Consider the following 18,385-nt stretch of genomic DNA (forward strand, 5'->3'; position numbering starts at 1 on the left):
ATCCCGACGGTTTCCCGCCGTTCACCAATGCCACGTCCAGCCAGCATGAGTGGCAGACCCCCGTAGTGGGGCCGGACGGTGACCCAAGGCCTCCCGAGTGCGTGAGGGAACGTCTCCCTCCCGCCCGCAGGCGCCACATCCCGCCCCGCGCTAACAAGCGTCCCTGGCAACGCCCCTCAAAGTGGGACGGGATGCAAGGGAATATAATCTGAACTGGAATGACGTCAAGGATTATTTTCAGATTTCGCCGAACGAATGCGCGCAGCGCACCGCGCCCTCGGCACCTGCTACCACGTATAACGCGCAACGCCCTTGCCGGCATAGCTGCGCGTGACGTCCGAGAACTCGCCCTCGAATGTCGCTGCCAGCGAGAAGCCGCTGATGAAGCTCATCTCGGCCGACGCGGTGGTCAGCGCCGCATCGCGTGCCGGCGCTGCGCCGGACACCGTGAACGATGCGCCGGGCAGCGACTGGAACGTGGCGGCCACGCTGCGATCGCTGTTGAAGTCATGCGCCCACGCCGCGCGGCCACGCAGCGTCAGGATCGCATCGTTGACGGCGAAGGACTTGTCGGTGCGCAGGCCGAGTTCGCTGCGGGTCGATGTCACTGTCTTGCCCGCGTAGTTCAGCGCAAAGGTGCTGGCGCCGCCATTGACGGTTTCCGTATAGGACGGCAGGTCGAATGCGATCACCTGCGCGGCGACATAGGGCGTCACGCCGACGCCGCCGAGCCATGAACTCACAGTGCGGTTACCGCCTTCGACCCGCGCCGAATAGGAATTCGCATTGAATTGCGCATGCAGGCGATCAAGGCCGGCGACGGTCACGATGCGATCGGTGGTGATGTCCTGCCAGCCATAGGCGGCCGCGGCGGTGATATAGGCAGACGACACGCTGTGGCGCACGAAGGCGCCCATCTGAAACATGTCCGAATGACCGCTGCCGCCATTGGCCACGGAGAAATTCGTGCCGGCGCCCGCAAGCGAGAAACCGGCCACCGTGTTCGGCGACAACAGCACATCGGCGCCGACGGCGGTGCCGCCGATGCTGCTGCGCGCGGTGTTCGATCCCGTCGCCGCATTGCCGTCGGTGGTCTGCGACCCGCCGAAGCCCGACGCCCAGACGCTCCAGCGTGGATCGTGGGACTTCGCCAACGGAGCCTTGGTGAACATCGCGAAGGCATCACGCGGCTTGCGCGCATCCGCATATCCCATCGCGCCCGGCGCATCGAATCCCCTGCCCGCGCTGAACGGATCGGTCATCATGCCCATGAACTGCGTCATGGCGTTGAAGGTCGTCTGCTGCGATCCCGTCGCGGTTTCGCCCGAGGTCTGCGTCAGCGCGTTGCGCAGCGCGTCGCCGGTGAGCGCAAACAGCGCGTTGAACTGGCTCGGCATCGTGCCGCCGCTCACCAGCGCATTGTCGATGGCGGTTGCGACGGCCTTCTGATTGCGGCTGGCACTGTCCGGCAGGTTCGGGCTGAGCAGGCCGGGATCGACGGTCAGCAACACGTCGTTGCCCACATAGCTCAGCCGCGCATTGCGCGCGAAGTTGTTGAGCAGGGTTGTCGTGTCGAAGCTGCCGCTGATCGTGCCGGCAGTCAGGATCGTATAGGTCGTCGTCGCGGCGATGCGCGCCAGCGGATCGACCGCGACCTTGCCGGCCAGCGTCGCGGTGCCGGTGACGATGGTCTTGTCCGATGATGCTCCGGAGATCTGCACCAGATAGGTCGATGCCGCCGTCATCGTCAGGCTGCCAGTGACATTGAGCGTGCCGATCGAGTTGCCCGGCGCCAGCGTGCCGCCATTGATCAGCGTGTCGCCGACAAAACCGTTGCCGCCGAGCGTGCCGCCTGGATTCACCGTAGTCAGCGACGACGATGCGATCGAACCGTTGACGCTGAGCGTGCCGACGTCGACCGTCGTCGTGCCGGTATAGGTGTTGATCCCGCTCAGCACGGTGTTGCCCGCACCGGTCTTCACCAGTTTGCCCTGGTCCGCGCCGCTGTCGGAAATGACTCCGTCGAAGCTGTAGAAGTTCGAGCGATTGAAGATCAGCGTGCCGCCGTTGGTGACATCTCCGACAATCGAACCGGTGGTGCCGCCATTGCCGATCTGCAGCGTCGAGCAGAAGCAGATCGCGGTGCCGCCGGTATAGGTGTTGGCGCCGGTCAGTGTCGTGACGCCGGTGCCGTCGATCCACAGCGACATCTTCGCCGCCGCGCCATCCTGGATCACACCGGCAAAGGTCGTGCTGCTGTTGTTGAGGCCGACGACCAGAACCGCATCGGCGGCGTTGGCATTGGTCACGTTGCCGGCGCCGGCCAGCGAGCCGATGAACTGGAACGGGCTGTCGAGGGCCAGCGTGGCGCCGGCCGCGATCGTATAGGCGCTGTCCGGGCTGAGCGAGCCGCTCGCGAGCAGCGTGCCGGTAAGAATATTGGTGGCGCCCGTATAAATGCTGTTGCCGGTGAGCGACAGTGTACCGGCGCCGGTCTTGGTCAATGCGCCAGGCGTCCCGCCGCTGTCCGCGATATTGCCGGACAGTTCGAGAGTGCCGGTATCGACCTGCAGGGTGCCGCCGCCAGTGCCCAAAGCAATGCTGCGCGCCGATGAAAAGCCGGCAGTCGTCTGCAGCGTGCCGCCGGTGAAGGTCAGCGCACCCGCTGCAGCGCCGAGGTTGGCATCCTGCGCGACGCTGATGGTGCCGCCGGCAAAGGTCGTGCCGCCGGTGTAGGTGTTGATCCCGGACAGGATCATCGTGCCGGCGCCGGTCTTCACCAGCGAGCCGCCGGTGCCGCCGTCGGCGATGACGCCGGTGACGTTGGTCGAGAGGTTGTTGCCACCGACCGTCAGTTCGTTTTGGCCCAGTCTGAAAGTGCCGCCGCCGTTGATCGAGCCGGCGCTGAGCTTGTTGTCGCCAAGGGGGCCGGTCGATCCGCCGAAATCCGTGGTACCCGCCGCGCCATTGGTGATGGCCGCGTTGCCGGCCGTGCTGGTGTTGATGAATTGCAGTTGGAAGTTGTTGGCGATGGTGGCACTGCCGGCCGTGCTGGAGTTGGCGAAAGTCATGACGCTGTTGTTGGTGATGTCGACTGAGCCGCCGTTGACGACGATGCCGGCGCCGACGAAAAAGAGACTGCTGCCGACGGTGAAGCTGTAAGCCGAAGCACCGGCATTGAAGGTCCAGCCGCCGAGGGTCGTAGAGGCCGAAAACGACAGCGCGGCGACGCCGGACGTGCCGAAGAACGCGGTGCCGGTCGGCACCGCGGCCGGACCCCAGTTCGCTGCCGTGTTGAAGTCGCCGCTGCCGGGGGCGTTCAGCCATGTGGCGTCCTGCGCTGCCACCGGCAGCGTCGTCAGGACCAGCGCCGTTGCGGTGACAAGGCGGGCGAGCCAGCAGCGCGCCACTCGTTGATTCAAAACCCGCATCCTACCCGCCACCCGTTGCAATTTAACGCAGAGAGCGCGGTGAGTTCATGCACTCGAATCCAATATGGCATGATGCTACCGCGTCGTCGCCTCATTATTTCTCACCGCAAGCGACTGGACGAGCTGGCCGGCTTTTTGGCAGCGAGATTGCCGGAACACTGAGGCCGCCCGGCCACGCTCGGTAATATTCGACCATTGATTTGCCTTCAATTCTCGGCAAAACCCGTCGCAGATCTGCTATATTCCGCAGACCGCCTCAAATGATGTTGCCACCATGCCAGTAGCCCGCCGCGTTCCCGCCCTCGTCTGTGTTGTGCTGCTGTCCTGCAGCCTTGGCGGTTGCGGCTCGATCAGTTCATTCATGGCCGGCGGCATGGCCGACCTAATCCCGGCATGGGCTGGCGGCCTGCCAGCAGACGCGCCGCCGCGTCCGGGCTCTCCTGAATACGAAGCCTATGCGAAGCGGCACGAGCAGCAGCAGTCCGGCGCCATGACTGGGCCGGACCCCGCCACATCACCCTCTGCAGAAGCCGTTCGCTGATCGCGCTATCGTGCGGCGCCGCGACGGCGTCGCTCAGTTCATGAAAACAACGGTCTTCATGCCGTTGAGGATCACGCGATCCTCAAGGTGATAGCGCATGGCGCGTGCCAGCACGCGGCGTTCGATGTCGCGGCCCTTGGCCACGAGTTCTTCCGGCGTGTCGCGATGGCTGATGCGCTCGACGTCCTGGTCGATGATCGGACCTTCGTCGAGATCGCTGGTCACGTAATGCGCGGTGGCGCCGATCAGCTTGACGCCGCGCGCGTGCGCCTGGTGATAGGGCCGCGCGCCCTTGAAGCCCGGCAGGAACGAATGATGGATGTTGATGCACTTGCCGGAGAGTTTCGCCGACATCTCGTCGGACAGAATCTGCATGTAACGCGCCAGCACCACGAGTTCGGTCTCGGTCGTGCCGACCAGATCCCAGATCGCCTGCTCCTGCTCGCGCTTGGTCTCCTTGGTGATCGGCATATGGTGGAACGGGATGTCGCCGAAATCGAGATCCTTGAAGGCTTCGCGCGGATGGTTCGAGACGATCGCGGTCGGGATCATGTCGAGATCGCCGGTACGCCAGCGATACAGGATATCGACGAGGCAGTGATCGGACTTCGACACCAGCAGCATGACGCGGCGACGCGTCGCCCGGTCGCGCATCTGCCAGTCCATCTTGAAGCGCTCGGCGATGGCCCCGAAGCCGGTCTGCAGCGCCGCCAGACCGACATTCACGTCGGCGGCGTTGAACACCACGCGCATGAAGAAGTGCCCGGTTTCGACATCGTTGAACTGCTGGGCATCGAGAATATTCTGGCCATTATGGGCCAGGAAGGTCGATACAGCGGACACGATGCCGGGGCGATCTGGACAGGACAGGGTCAGGACGAATTGATGGGACATGGGACGGGCTGATCTGCTTCAAGTGAACCGGAAATCGAGGCCCTGCTCTATCATCCGCGGCGGCCTTGCGCCAATCCAATTGGCGCGCTGCAATATGGACGTCATTGCCAGCGAATTAACGAACGAAAACAGGCAGAAAACGGATATGGCTGACAAGCTCAACGGTTATCGCATCCTGATCCTGGAGACCCGCGAGGAAGCGCAATTCTCCCGGCTGCTGACCGAACAGGGCGCCAATGTGCTGCAATGTCCGATGTTCACCATCGAGGACGCGCCGGATTCCGCCCCGGTCGAGGCCTGGATCGGCCGATTCATTGCTAACCCGTTCGACGACCTCGTTTTAATGACCGGCGAAGGGCTTCGCCGGATGATGAAAATCGTGCGTCAACGCGGCATCGAAAAAGAGTTCGTCGCCGCAGTCGGTAAATCCCGCAAATTCGCCCGCGGACCGAAGCCCGGGCGCGCCTTGCGCGAGATCGGCCTCGAGGCTGACATCACCACCGAGAAGCCGACCTCCGAAGGCGTCGCCGAAATGCTGTCGCGGCTCGATCTCAAAGGCCATCGCCTCGGCCTGCAGCTCTATCCCGAGAAGGACCACACCGTCCTGATATCAGCGATCACCGCCTGCGGCGCCGAGGTCGATACGGTGCTGCCTTACGTCTACGACTCCAAGGCTGCTGAAACGAACATCCTCTCGGCCATCGACGAAATGGAAGCCGGCAGCGTCGATGCCATCGCGCTGACGAGTTCGGGTCAGGTGCGTCGTCTCGTCGATGCTGCGAAGGCGCACGGCCGCGAGGATCAATTGCGCAGTGCACTTGCAAAGACACCGATCGCGTCGGTCGGCCCTGTCGTGTCAGACGAGTTGAAATCATACGGCCTCGAAGCCGACATCACTCCGGCCAATGATGCGTTCTTCATGAAGCCGCTGATCTCGGCGATGTCGATCGCGCTCGACAAGGCTGCAGCGCGCGCCGAATGACTTGACGCCCGCATACATCTCGACATGATGCCCCGACACATAAAAAAATGATCGGGCGGAAATGCCAAACTTGCCATTATCGGATTTGCGTGTCGCGGAAATCGGATCCGGCGACACGCTGGATTACTGCGGCAAACTGTTTTCCGATTTCGGCGCCGAGGTCATCAAGATCGAACCGCCTGGCGGCGATCCTGCGCGGCACTATCCGCCGCTCGTCGATGCCGGCGATGGCCGCCGCGAGAGCGGATATTTCGCCTGGCTGAATACCAACAAGCGCAGTGTCATCGCCGATCTCGATAAGGCCGATGATGTCGCGCGTATCCGCGCATTGCTTGCGACATGCGACCTGCTGATCGACGCGCGCGCGCCTTCGGAGATTCCGAGCTCACTCCTGACGCATGATGATCTACGCAAGGAGCAACCGGGCCTCGCGATCACCGCGATCTCGTGGTTCGGCGAACACGGCCTCTACAGCAATTATCAGACGACGGACTCCGTTTGTCGCAGCCTGTCCGGCAGCGTGAAACTGGTCGGTGCGCAGGAAGGCCCGCCGGTGCTGCCGCGCGACGGACAGATCGCTGTCATGGCCGGCCTCACTGCGTTCATCCCGACGCTGGCCGGCATGTATGGTCGCAACACCGGCGCACGACGCTTTGCCGTCAGCGCACATGAAGCGATGTTGCAGATCAGCGAATTCGACACCGGTCTCGCACTGGAAGTCGGCTTCACGCGGCCGCGCATGGCCATCAATCGCTTCGGCCGCGGCTATCCCGTCGGCAATTTCCCAACCAAAGACGGCTGGCTCGGCATCACGGTCGTGACACCAGCGCAATGGGCTGCGTTCTGCGTGATGCTCGGCCTTCCCGAACTGGAGACAGAGCCGCAGTTCAACGACGGTCTCGCGCGCACCAATAATTCGAAGGCGCTGTTCGATATCTTCCAGCCCATCCTGATGCACAAGAGCGCCAACGAATGGTTCGAGATGGGCATCAAGCTGCGTCTTCCGCTCGCTGTCGTGCCGGACATGGAGACGCTGCTGAAGCAGCAATACTACCGCGACCGCGGCGCCTTCGCGAAGGTCGACATCGGGACGGCATCATTCGATGCGCCGGTGCTGCCGCAAACGCTAACCGGCTCGCGGCCGAAGCCCAATGGCCGCGCGCCATTTGCCGGCGATGACACAATCGACGCCCTGCCCGCGCATCGGCGCGTGGCCACGCGGCAGGCAACACCTGACGATCCGCAGCCGCTGAAGGGCCTGCGCATTATCGATCTCACCATGGGCTGGGCCGGTCCATCGGCCACGCGGCAGATGGGCGATCTCGGCGCCGACGTCATCAAGGTCGAGTCCTGCCAATATCCGGACTGGTTTCGCGGCACCGATCCGCGCGGCCCGTATTTTCCGGAACGCACCTACGAGAAGATCTACTGGTTTCAGCAGATGAACCGCAACAAACGCGGCATCACGCTGGATCTCACCAATTCGCGCGGCAAGGAGCTGCTGAAACAACTGCTCGCCGGCGCCGATGCTGTGATCGACAATTATGCCGCCGACGTGCTGCCGCGCATGGGCCTCGATGCGGCGGCGATGCACAAGATCAATCCGCGTCTCGTGGTGGTGACGATGCCCGCCTTCGGCATGACCGGTCCATGGAGCGGCGTGCGTGCCTATGGCTCGACGCTGGAGCAAGCTTCCGGCCTGCCGTCAGTGACCGGGCGTGAGGGCGATCCGCCGACCATGCTGCATGCCGCGCTTGGTGATCCCTTCGGCGGCGTCAGTGCTGCGGCGGCATTGATGCTCGGCTTCATGCATCAGAAGAATACCGGCCTCGGCCAACACATCGATCTCAGTGCGACGGAAGCCCTGCTGCCTCTTGTCGCACCCTCGGTCATCGAGCAATCAGCCACCGGCAAATCCGGCCCGCGCATCGGCAACCGGCATCCGCGCTTCGTGCCGAATGGTTGCTTCCCGTGTCTCGGCGAAGATCAGTGGATCACCATTGCCGTGCGCAGCGACGACGAATGGCGGGCGCTGTGCAAGGTCATGCATCGCACTGACCTGGCCGATGACGCCGCACTTGCCACAGCCGAGGGACGCCGCGCTGAAGAGGACCGTATCGAGGTCGCGGTCCGGCATTGGACGACGACCGTGCGGCCGGATCTGGCCATGGTGACGCTGCAGGACGCCGGCGTGCCCGCGGGTACCGCGCGACTGCCGCTCGATCTGGCCGGGGATCCGCACCTGCTCGCAGTCGGACATTGGCAGCCTGTGACCAAGGTATTTATGGGCCCGCATCTGCTGCCCTCCGTTGCCTATCGCGAAGGCAGTGCAAAAATGCCCTACCCGATCACCCGGCTGGCGCCGACGCTCGGCCAGCACAATGAGGAAGTCCTGCGCGATCTCCTGGGCCTCAACGCCACCGAAATCGACGAATTGCGCGCCGCGGAAATCATTGGCGACGCTGCGATATCCAAGAAAGCGAAGGCCGCGCCTACGACCAAGTGAGGCAGCAAGTGAGGCTTGCAGCTTCTACCGCCTTGGCTCACACTCCCGGCATAAGGCCAGCGACGGATGGATCAAAAGATTCGGCGTCGCGACAACGGCCAGCACAAATGCTTCCAGGGAGAAACACCATGCGCAAACTAGCCCTCATTGCGTCCATTGCGCTGCCGATGCTCGGCGGCTCGGCGATGGCGCAGGAGACCGTGAAGATCGGTTATATCGATCCACTCTCCGGCGGCGGCGCCAGCGTCGGCGAAGTCGGCCTCAAGACCTTCCAGTTTCTCGCCGATGAGCTGAACGCCAAGGGCGGCATTCTCGGCAAGAAGGTCGAGATCGTCCCCCTCGACAACAAGACCAATCCGCAGGAAAGCCTGATCCAGGCGCAGAAGGCGATCGATGGCGGCATTCGCTACATCACCCAGGGCAACGGCTCGTCGGTCGCCGGTGCGCTGTCGGATTTCGTCACCAAGTTCAATGACCGCAATCCCGGCAAGGAAGTCCTGTACTTCAACTATGCCGCCGTCGATCCGGTTCTGACCAACGAGAAATGCAGCTTCTGGCATTTCCGCTGGGATGCCAATTCAGACATCAAGATGGAAGCGCTCACCAACTACATCAAGACCGTGCCTGCGGTGAAGAACGTCTACCTGATCAATCAGGACTACTCGTTCGGTCAGTCGGTGCGCAGCCAGGCGCGCGCCATGCTCGGCGCCAAGCGGCCCGACGTGAAGATCGTCGGCGACGAACTGCATCCGCTGCTGAAGATCACCGACTTCGCGCCCTACATCGCGAAGATCAAGGCCTCCGGCGCCGATAGCGTCATCACCGGCAACTGGGGTCAGGATTTTGCCCTCTTGCTGAAGGCTGCGGCGGACGCAGGCCTGAAGGTGAGCTGGTTCACTTATTACGCCGGCGGCACCGGTGGCCCGACCGCCATCAAGCAGGCCGGCCTGAACCATCAGGTGTTCCAGATCGCCGAAGGCATCCCGAATCTCGGCCACGCCTCGGCCGACGTGTTCGAAAAGGCACTGCGCGCCAAGTATGACTTCAGCCTGTTCTATCCGCGCGCCGTGAACGAGATGCGCATGTTCGCCGCCGCGGCGGAGAAGGCCAAGTCGCTCGATCCGGTGAAGGTGGCCGCAGCCCTCGAAGGCATGGAGTTCGAGGTGTTCGACGGCGGCAAGGGCAATATGCGCAAGGACGACCATCAGTTCTTCCAGCCGATGTATATCGCCTCGTTCGGCGAGCGCACCGACAAGGAGCCGTTCGACGAGGAAAAGACCGGCTGGGGCTGGAAGCTGGCCGCGAAGATCGACACGCCGCAGACGGTGCTGCCGACCACCTGCAAGATGGAACGGCCGTAAGCCCTGCCTTCTCCCCGCCTGCGGGGAGAAGGTGGACCGAACTCGCAGAGCAAGTTCGGGACGGATGAGGGGGACTCTCAGTTTCACTCACTGCCTCCCCCTCACCCGGATTGCTGCGCAATCCGACCTCTCCCCGCAAGCGGGGAGAGGTTAAGACGCCGCCGCACTCCGGCACACTCCTCACCCGAGAGGCAGATACTTCGTGCTTGAACTGATCGTCATTTCCACGCTCAACGGCGTCCTCTACGGCATGCTGCTGTTCCTGATGGCCTCAGGCCTGACGGTGATCTTCAGCATGCTTGGCGTACTGAACTTCGCCCATGCCAGTTTCTATATGCTCGGCGCTTTCTTCGGCTTCCAGATCAGCCGTTGGTTCGGCTTCTGGCCGGCGCTGATCCTTGCACCGCTGCTGGCCGGCGCGCTCGGTGCCGCCGTCGAACGCTACGGCCTGCGTCACGTTCACAAGAACGGCCACGTCGCCGAGCTGCTGTTCACCTTCGGACTTGCTTTCGCCATCGAGGAGATCGTGCAGATCATCTGGGGCAAGAGCCCGGTCGATTTCCGCGTACCGCCGCTGCTCGACTTCCCGGCCTTCACGCTGTTTTCCACCAACTATCCGGCCTTCAAGATCTTCATGCTGGTCGTCTCCATCGTGATCTTCATCGGATTGCTGGTAGTGCTGAAGCGCACGCGGATCGGCCTGATCGTGCAGGCGGCGCTGACCCATCCGCATATGGTCGGCCATCTCGGGCACAATGTCGGGCGCATCTTCATGCTGGTGTTCGGCGTCGGCACTGCGCTCGCCGCCGTCGCCGGCGTGATCGCAGGCCCGGCGCTGGTCACGCAATCCAACATGGCCGGTCTGCTTGGTCCGATCCTGTTCGTCGTCGTGGTGGTCGGCGGCCTCGGCTCGCTGCCCGGTGCCTTCATCGCATCATTGCTGATCGGCCTCGTGCAGACCTTTGCCGTATCGATGAACGGCTCGCTGGCCGGCGCCTTCGGCCCGCTCAGCCCCGACTATGCCGCTACCTGGCTCTCCGATATCTGGAACGTCACCGTCGCCCAGATCGCACCGATCATGCCCTATCTGCTGCTGGTGCTGATCCTGATCTTCCGCCCGATGGGCCTGCTGGGAACACGCGACACATGAGCGACGCCACCGCCAAAATTCCGGCAACCATCGCGCCGCCCCGCCCTGCCGCCTCCGACCGGCTGAAGTTCTACGGCATCTGGATCGGCGCCGCGCTGGCGCTGCTGGTGCTGCCGAAACTGTTTTCATCGGGCGGATCGCTAACCACCTTCAGCCTGATCGGCATTTCGATCATCTTCTCGCTGTCCTACAATATCCTGCTCGGCCAGACCGGCATGCTGTCGTTCGGCCATGCCGTCTATTACGGCCTCGGTGGCTTTCTCGCGATCCACGCCATCAACATCATCGCCAGGAACAAGTTTGCGATCCCGCTACCGCTCGTTCCGTTGGTCGGCGGCGCGGCTGGCCTCGTCTTCGCCATGCTGCTCGGCTGGGTGTCGACGCGGCGCTCCGGTACGGCCTTTGCGATGATCTCGCTTGGCGTCGCAGAACTCGTCGCATCCTCGGCGCTGATCCTGCGCACCTTCTTCGGCGGCGAAGCCGGCGTCTCCGCCAACCGCACCAAGGTGCTTCGTCTGTTCGACTGGAGCTTCGGCCCGCAGATCCAGATCTATTATCTGGTCGCGGCTTGGACGTTGATCGCCGTCATCGCCATGTATGCCCTCACCCGCACGCCGCTCGGGCGCATGTGCAACGCCGTGCGCGACAATCCCGAACGCGTGCAATTCGTCGGCTACGACCCGCATATCATCCGCTATATCGCCTTCTGCTTCTCCGGCCTGTTCGCCGGCATAGCGGGCGCGCTGGCCGCGATCAATTTCGAAATCGCCAATTCGGCCTATCTCGGCGCCGTGCAATCGGGCACCGTGCTGTTCGCCACCTATATCGGCGGCGTCGGCTTCTTCATCGGTCCGATCGTCGGCGCGATCTTCGTCACGCTGCTGTCGCTCGGCCTCTCCGATCTCACGCAGGTCTGGCAGCTCTATTTCGGTCTGATTTTCATCGCCGTGGTGATGTTCGCGCCCGGCGGCATCACCGGACTGCTGATGATGCACCGACCGCTGCTGAAAGGCGGCACGCTCAGCCGCGTGCTGCCGAGCTATCTCGTCGCCTTCGTACCGACGCTGGCGATGATCACCGGCCTGATGCTGGCGATCGAGACCACCGTCCACTTCACCGTCAATCCCGGCGAGGATTCACACATCAAAGCCTTCGGGATTCCATTCGATGCAGCGAACCCTGCGATCTGGGCCGTTGCCGCCGTGCTGCTGATCGGCGGCTTCGTGATTGCGCGCAAGACATGGGCGCGCGTCGCCAGCAGTTGGGACGACGCCCTGACCGCCGCGCGCGAGAAGGGAGTGGCCGCATGAGCCGGAATAATCTGAGCAATGCCATTGAATTGCGCGGCGTCGAGAAGACCTTCGGCATCACCTCCGTGATCCGCAACGTCAACCTGACGGTCGCCCAAGGCGAACGCCACGCGCTGATCGGCCCCAACGGCGCCGGCAAGTCGACGCTGTTCAATCTGATATCAGGCTATATGAAGCCATCAGTCGGCAGCATCCTGCTGCGCGATCAGGTGATCTCCGGCCTGCCGCCGTTCCAGATCAACCGCCGCGGGCTGTCGCGCAGCTTTCAGGTCACCAACGTCTTTGCCAAGATGAGCGTGTGGGAGAACCTGCGCTGCGCCGTACTCTGGGCCACCGGCCATCGTTACGCGTTCTGGAAGAATGTCGACAACCTGCCCGAGGTGCGCGACCGCACCGCGCAGATCCTGCAGGATATCAACCTCGTATCGCGCCGCGACGTGCCCGCGGGTCTTTTGACCTATGCCGAGCAGCGCGCGCTCGAAATCGGTATCACCATTGCAGGCGGCGCCGACGTTATCCTGCTGGACGAGCCCACGGCCGGCATGAGTCACGCCGAGACCGAGCGTGCCGTGGCACTGATCCGGCGGCTGACCGAAGGCCGCACGCTGCTGATCGTCGAGCACGACATGAGCGTGGTGTTCGGCCTCGCCGACCGCATCTCGGTTCTGGTCTACGGCCAGATCATCGCCTCGGGCACGCCGGAGGAAATCCGCGGCAATCCCAAGGTCAAGGAAGCCTATCTCGGCGAGGAAGTGGCGTGATGCTCCAAGTTCAGGACCTGCACGCCTATTACGGCAAGAGCCACATCCTGCAGGGCGTCGATCTGCATATCGATGCCGGCGAGGTCGTCAGCCTGCTCGGCCGCAACGGCGTCGGGCGCTCCACCACCGTGAAGGCCATCATGGGTGAAGTGCCGCCGCACGGCACGATCACCTTCAAAGGCACCAATATCGCCGGCCTGCCGAGCTTCAGGATCGCGCATCTCGGCCTCGGCTATGTGCCGGAGCATCGCGACATCTTTCCGGGCCTCACGGTGCGGCAGAACCTGATGCTGGGGATCAAGGATCCGCGTCATCCCGGCAAGTGGAAGCTCGATGACATGCTCGGCATGTTTCCGAACCTCGCCGCGCGCGCCGATACCGCAGCGGGCGTGCTGTCCGGCGGCGAGAAGCAGATGTTGACGATCTGCCGCACGCTGATGGGCGATCCTGAACTGGTGATGATCGACGAGCCTACCGAGGGCCTTGCACCGATCATCGTGCAGCAGGTCGGCGACCTCATCGCCGAGATCGCACGCCGCGGCGTGGCGATCCTGCTTGTCGAACAGAAGCTGTCGATCGCGCTGCGCATCTCGCACCGGGTCTATGTGATGGGCCACGGCCGTATCGTGTTCGAAGGCACGCCCGCCGAACTCAAGGCCAATGACGCCGTGCGCAGGGAATGGCTGGAAGTCTGAACGCTCTTCCTTACCTCTCCCCGCTTGCGGGGAGAGGTCGATGTCCGCATGCGAAGCATGCGGGCGTCGGGTGAGGGGGAATCTCCACATGCTTCGAGCCCGCTGAGAGTCCCCCTCACCCGACCGCGCTTCGCGCGGCCACCCTCTCCCCGCAAGCGGGGAGAGGAAACGCGCCACCGCTGCGTCCTAGCCACGGCCTAGTCGCCGTAGCTACCCAACTTTTCGAGATCGACCACTGTCACGCCGCCATATTCGAGCCGCAGCAGACCCTCCTTCTCCAGCGTCTGCAGGCACTGGTTCGCCCTCTGCCGCGAAATGCCGCTGATGGCACCGAGCTCTTCCTGGGTGATGTCCAGATGCCTGGTCGCGTCGCGATAGAGGATCGGGTTGAACAGCGAGGCAATGCAGCGCGCGAGGCGTCCTGTGGCGTCGAGCCTGCGGCCATATTCAGTCAGTGCGATGAACTGACCGAGCCGTTCGTTCAACAGCGAAACCAGGAAGCGGTTGAAGCCGACACTGTTCTCGAACAGCCACATGAATGCCGGGCGCTCCATGAATGCCAGCTTGGAGTCGCGTAGCGGCACAATGTCGTAACGTCGCGGTTCGTTCTTCAGCACGCTGCCCTCGCCGAACCATGCGCCGGCCGTGAGACCAGTGATGCTGACCTCCTTGCCGCTGCGTGAGATGGTGCCGATCTTCGCCAGACCGCTCACCACGCCGGTCCAGTATTCGAACTGGTCACCGCGCATGCAGACGAATTCATTCGCCTTGAACGACTTCTCGACGATGCCGGCGCGCGCGACCTCGATCTCCTTTTCGTTCAGGTCCCGCGCCCACGCCGCGATGCGCTTGAGATGATCTGCAGCAATCATAGGGTCCGGCTTCACTTCGAATGTTGCAGCGCAAAAGAACGCTCGCGCGACAAATTGGCAGGCAGATTGTCCGCCGCGAGACATTTCAGGATACCGATTTGACGTAGGGAAGACCATCACGAAAGGTCATTAGTAGAATGGCTTAGCGTGACCGGGCGATATAGGCTCGGGACCATCCGAGGAACGTCGATAAAGAGCGCGACAAGCGCCGTATCTGGGAGGATTTGAGTGGCGGTTGCTCTGGACGTGCGCGGGGTGTCACTGCGCTTTGGTGGCGTTCGCGCGCTCACCGATGTGAGCTTCGCTGTCAATGACGGCGAGCTGTTCTCGATCATCGGGCCGAACGGCGCCGGCAAGACCTCCATCGTCAACTGCATCTCGGGCCGCTACCGCCCGACCGAAGGCCAGCTGTTCTATCACGGCAAGGATATCACCGGACTCAACCCGAATGCCCGCCCCGGTCTCGGCATCGGCCGCACCTTTCAGAACCTCGCGCTGTTTCATCATATGAGCGTGCTCGACAACATCATGGTCGGCCGCCATCACCTCCTGAAGAACAACTTCCTCACCGGCTCGCTGTACTGGCTGACCGGCGCACGCAAGGAAGAGCTCGAGCATCGCCGCAAGGTTGAGGAGATTATCGACTTCCTCGATCTGCAGAGCGTGCGCAAGGCGACCGCCGGCACCCTTCCCTATGGTCTGCGCAAACGCGTCGAACTCGCCCGCGCGATGGCGCTGGAGCCGAACCTTATCCTCCTCGACGAGCCGATGGCCGGCATGAACTTCGAGGAGAAGGAAGACATGGCGCGTTATATCGTCGATCTCAACGAAGAATACGGGATGACGGTGATGATGATCGAACACGACATGGGCGTCGTGATGGACATCTCCCATCGCGTGATGGTGCTGGATTTCGGCCGCAAGATCGCCGAGGGCGATCCGGCTGCCGTGCTCGCCGATCCGCACGTCAAGCGCGCCTATCTCGGTGAAGAAGACGAAGCCCTCGTCGATCCCGACCATGCGCCTATCGCTGCGGAGAGTGCCGCATGATGGACTATGCCGGACGCGTCAAACAGGCCGATACTTATCCGAAGCTGCTGCGCCTCAACGCCAAAGAACATGGCAGCGAAATCGCGCTGCGCGAAAAGGACTTCGGCCTGTGGCGGGAGTTCACCTGGAACGATTACCATGCCCGGGTGAAGGATTTCACGCTTGGCATGGTCGAGCTCGGTATAGCCCGTGGCGACGTCATCGGCATTATCGGCGATAACCGGCCGGACTGGGTCGCTGCCGAGATCGCCGCGCATGCCATCGGCGGGATGAGCCTCGGTCTCTATCGCGACGTACTGGATGAGGAGGCCGCCTATCTCCTCAACTACGGCGAAGCCAAGATCGTGTTCGCCGAGGATGAAGAACAGGTCGACAAGTTGCTGACCCTCGCCGACCGCGTCCCGGCTTTGAAGCACATCGTCTACAGCGATCCGCGCGGGATGCGGAAATACGACGACCCACGGCTGCTGGAAGCCGACAGGCTCGCCCAGATGGGCCGCGACCGTGCGGCGCGCGAGCCGGGCCTCTACGATCAGCTGGTCGATGCGACCAAGGGCGAGGACGTCGCGATCCTCTGCACCACGTCAGGCACCACATCCAACCCGAAGCTGGCGATGCTCGCGGCAGGCCGCGTGCTCGGCCATTGCGCGGTGTATCTCTCCTTCGATCCCAAGGGACCGGACGACGAATATGTCTCGGTGCTGCCGCTACCCTGGATCATGGAACAGGTCTATGCGCTCGGCAAAGGCCTCCTGAGCCGGATGAAGGTCAACTTCGTCGAGCAGGCCGACACCATGATGAACGATTTCCGGGAGATCGCGCCGACCTTCGTGCTGTTCGCGCCGCGGGTCTGGGAAGGCATCGCGGCCGATGTGCGTGCCCGGGTGATGGATTCGTCGCCGTTGAAGCAGAGCCTGTATGAGATCGGCATGAAGTCCGGCCTGTCCGCACTCGCGCAAGGCAAACGCTCGGCCGTAGCCAATACGCTGCTGTTCCGTGCCCTGCGCGATCGGCTCGGCTTCACACGGCTGCGCTCGGCCGCCACCGGCGGCGCCGCACTAGGCCCCGATACGTTCAAATTCTTCCGCGCCATGGGTGTGCCGCTGCGCACGCTCTATGGCCAGACCGAAACACTCGGCGCCTTCACGCTGCATCCGCCGGACGCCGTCGATCCCGACACCACCGGCATTGCCATGGGCAGTGACATCGAGATCGAAGTCCGCGATCCCGATGTGCAGGGCGTTGGCGAGATCGTGGTCAGGCACCCCAATATGTTCCTCGGCTATTACAAATCGCCCGAGGCCTCCGCGGCCGACTTGCGTGACGGCTGGATGCATTCCGGCGACGCCGGCTATTTCAACGACGCCAAACAGCTCGTCGTCATCGACCGCATCAAGGATCTGGCGCAGACCGCGCGCGGCGAGCGCTTCTCCCCGCAATATATCGAGAACAAGCTGAAATTCTCGCCCTATATCGCCGAGACGGTGGTGCTGGGCGATAACCGCGATGCGCTCGCGGCGATGATCTGCATCCGCTTCTCGATCATCTCGAAATGGGCCGAGAAGAACCGCATCTCGTTCACGACCTATACCGACCTCTCCTCGCGGCCAGAGGTGTACGAGATGATCCGGAAGGAAGTCGAGACGGTCAATTCCACACTGCCGCTCGCACAGCGCATCGCCAAGTTCCTGCTGCTCTACAAGGAGCTCGACGCCGACGACGGCGAATTGACCCGCACCCGCAAAGTCCGCCGCAGCGTCATCAACGAGAAATACGCCGATATCATCGACGGCATCTATGGCGGCGCCCGGGATATCCCCGTCGATACAACGATCCGCTTCCAGGACGGCACATCCCAGCGCATCCGCACACGGTTGGTCGTGGTGGACATGGCGCGGGATGCAGCTCAGGCACAGGCCGCTGAATGAGACCGTCAGCATGAACACGCAGTTCCTCCTCCAGCTTCTGGTCAACGGCCTCGTGGTCGGCACGCTGTATGGCGTGGTCGCAATGTCATTCGTGCTGATCTACAAAGCCACCCAAGTCGTAAACTTCGCGCAAGGCGAATTACTGCTGATCGGCGCCTGGGTGTGCTGGACGCTGCTGACCAAATATCAGGTGCCGTTCTGGCTCGGCATGCCGATGACCCTGGTGTTCATGTTCGCCTTCGGCATCCTCGTGCAGGTCGTGATCCTGCGCCCGCTGATCGGCGAGCCGATCATCTCGGTGATCATGGTGACCATCGCGCTGTCCGCCGTGTTCCAGGCGGCGCTGAAGTGGATCTATGGCGTCAACCCGCAGCCGTTCCCGCGCGTCTTCACCAGCCAGTCGGTGACGATCGGTAGCCTACAGATCCAGACCGTCTATGTGATGAGCCTGGTTGTCTCCGTCGCGATGATGATCGGCATGGCGTGGTTCTTCAAAGTGTCCAAATGGGGCCTGGCGATGCGCGCCACCGCGTTCAATCAGCAGGTGGCGCAATCGCTCGGCATTTCCGTCAAGACGGTCTTCGCCATGGCCTGGGCGATCTCGGCGATGGTCTCCGCTGTCGCTGGCGTCGTCGTCGCCGTCGTCAACGGCGTGTCATCCGGCCTGTCGATCTACGGCATCAAGGTGTTTCCGGCGGTCATCCTCGGCGGTCTCGACAGTATCGGCGGCGCGGTGGTCGGCGGCATCATCATCGGGCTTCTGGAGAACTTCGCGCAGTTCATCGACAGCGAATATCTGCACTGGGGCAATCTCTATGAAGTGGCGCCGTTCTACGTCCTCATCATCATTCTCATGATCAAGCCTTACGGCCTGTTCGGCACCAAAGACATCGAGAGGGTGTAA

14 protein-coding genes are annotated in these 18,385 nt (G+C 62.8%); 11 read left to right on the forward strand and 3 right to left on the reverse strand.

Translation table 11 applies throughout. From position 1 onward, the window contains the following. Positions 1 to 287 precede the first annotated feature (287 nt). The gene (locus BLW80_RS23180; protein ID WP_170849771.1) at positions 288 to 3,422 is read right to left on the reverse strand and encodes an autotransporter outer membrane beta-barrel domain-containing protein; all 3,135 of its coding nucleotides are present in this window, start codon (positions 3,420 to 3,422) and stop codon (positions 288 to 290) included. Between the two features lie 283 nt (positions 3,423 to 3,705). Here BLW80_RS23180 and BLW80_RS23185 point away from each other — a divergent pair, with 283 nt between their 5' ends. After that, positions 3,706 to 3,972 carry a hypothetical protein gene (locus BLW80_RS23185; RefSeq protein ID WP_139285897.1) on the forward strand — a complete coding sequence of 89 codons (267 nt, stop codon included), beginning with the start codon at positions 3,706 to 3,708 and terminating at the stop codon, positions 3,970 to 3,972. Between the two features lie 33 nt (positions 3,973 to 4,005). On the opposite strand, the gene purU is transcribed toward BLW80_RS23185, so the two are convergent. After that, positions 4,006 to 4,866: a formyltetrahydrofolate deformylase gene (gene purU / locus BLW80_RS23190; protein WP_089268114.1), complete on the reverse strand. Its 861-nt coding sequence runs from the start codon at positions 4,864 to 4,866 to the stop codon at positions 4,006 to 4,008. A 145-nt stretch (positions 4,867 to 5,011) separates the two neighbouring features. On the opposite strand from purU, the gene BLW80_RS23195 reads away from it, so the two are divergent. From BLW80_RS23195 to BLW80_RS23225, 7 genes are all read left to right on the forward strand, one after another. Further along, a complete protein-coding gene (locus BLW80_RS23195) occupies positions 5,012 to 5,848 on the forward strand; it encodes a uroporphyrinogen-III synthase (protein WP_093761090.1) in 837 nt (278 codons plus the stop codon). Positions 5,849 to 5,909: 61 nt separating this feature from the next. Then, complete coding sequence (locus BLW80_RS23200) at positions 5,910 to 8,354, forward strand: CaiB/BaiF CoA-transferase family protein (RefSeq protein WP_093760113.1); 2,445 nt, start codon at positions 5,910 to 5,912, stop codon at positions 8,352 to 8,354. Positions 8,355 to 8,482: 128 nt separating this feature from the next. Continuing rightward, positions 8,483 to 9,715, forward strand: a complete 1,233-nt coding sequence (locus BLW80_RS23205; protein ID WP_093760115.1) for a branched-chain amino acid ABC transporter substrate-binding protein — start codon at positions 8,483 to 8,485, stop codon at positions 9,713 to 9,715. 202 nt (positions 9,716 to 9,917) lie between these two features. Beyond that, positions 9,918 to 10,865, forward strand: a complete 948-nt coding sequence (locus BLW80_RS23210; protein WP_068738207.1) for a branched-chain amino acid ABC transporter permease — start codon at positions 9,918 to 9,920, stop codon at positions 10,863 to 10,865. Further along, the gene (locus tag BLW80_RS23215; RefSeq protein WP_093760117.1) at positions 10,862 to 12,175 is read left to right on the forward strand and encodes a branched-chain amino acid ABC transporter permease; all 1,314 of its coding nucleotides are present in this window, start codon (positions 10,862 to 10,864) and stop codon (positions 12,173 to 12,175) included. Before BLW80_RS23210 ends, BLW80_RS23215 begins: the two co-directional genes overlap by 4 nt. After that, positions 12,172 to 12,936, forward strand: a complete 765-nt coding sequence (locus tag BLW80_RS23220) for an ABC transporter ATP-binding protein (protein WP_502688629.1) — start codon at positions 12,172 to 12,174, stop codon at positions 12,934 to 12,936. The genes BLW80_RS23215 and BLW80_RS23220 overlap by 4 nt, the downstream gene beginning before the upstream one ends. Continuing rightward, a complete protein-coding gene (locus BLW80_RS23225) occupies positions 12,936 to 13,631 on the forward strand; it encodes an ABC transporter ATP-binding protein (protein ID WP_093760119.1) in 696 nt (231 codons plus the stop codon). Before BLW80_RS23220 ends, BLW80_RS23225 begins: the two co-directional genes overlap by 1 nt. A gap of 197 nt (positions 13,632 to 13,828) precedes the next feature. Here the strand turns inward: BLW80_RS23225 and BLW80_RS23230 are convergent, their stop codons facing one another. Then, positions 13,829 to 14,503, reverse strand: coding sequence for a Crp/Fnr family transcriptional regulator (locus tag BLW80_RS23230; RefSeq protein ID WP_093760121.1), 675 nt, complete (start codon positions 14,501 to 14,503; stop codon positions 13,829 to 13,831). A 228-nt stretch (positions 14,504 to 14,731) separates the two neighbouring features. Between BLW80_RS23230 and BLW80_RS23235 the strand changes: the two genes are divergently transcribed. Genes BLW80_RS23235 through BLW80_RS23245 form a run of 3 tightly spaced genes read left to right on the forward strand, consistent with a single transcriptional unit; the run spans position 14,732 to position 18,385 of the window. Beyond that, positions 14,732 to 15,553 (forward strand): ABC transporter ATP-binding protein, encoded by an 822-nt coding sequence (locus BLW80_RS23235; RefSeq protein ID WP_093760123.1) that lies wholly within the window; start codon positions 14,732 to 14,734, stop codon positions 15,551 to 15,553. Beyond that, on the forward strand, positions 15,550 to 17,481 hold the full coding sequence (locus tag BLW80_RS23240; protein WP_093760125.1) for a long-chain fatty acid--CoA ligase: 1,932 nt from the start codon (positions 15,550 to 15,552) through the stop codon (positions 17,479 to 17,481). Before BLW80_RS23235 ends, BLW80_RS23240 begins: the two co-directional genes overlap by 4 nt. Before the next feature lie 10 nt (positions 17,482 to 17,491). Next, positions 17,492 to 18,385, forward strand: a complete 894-nt coding sequence (locus BLW80_RS23245) for a branched-chain amino acid ABC transporter permease (RefSeq protein ID WP_092148213.1) — start codon at positions 17,492 to 17,494, stop codon at positions 18,383 to 18,385.

It is taken from the genome of Tardiphaga sp. OK245, from assembly GCF_900108575.1.
Lineage (GTDB): Bacteria > Pseudomonadota > Alphaproteobacteria > Rhizobiales > Xanthobacteraceae > Tardiphaga > Tardiphaga robiniae.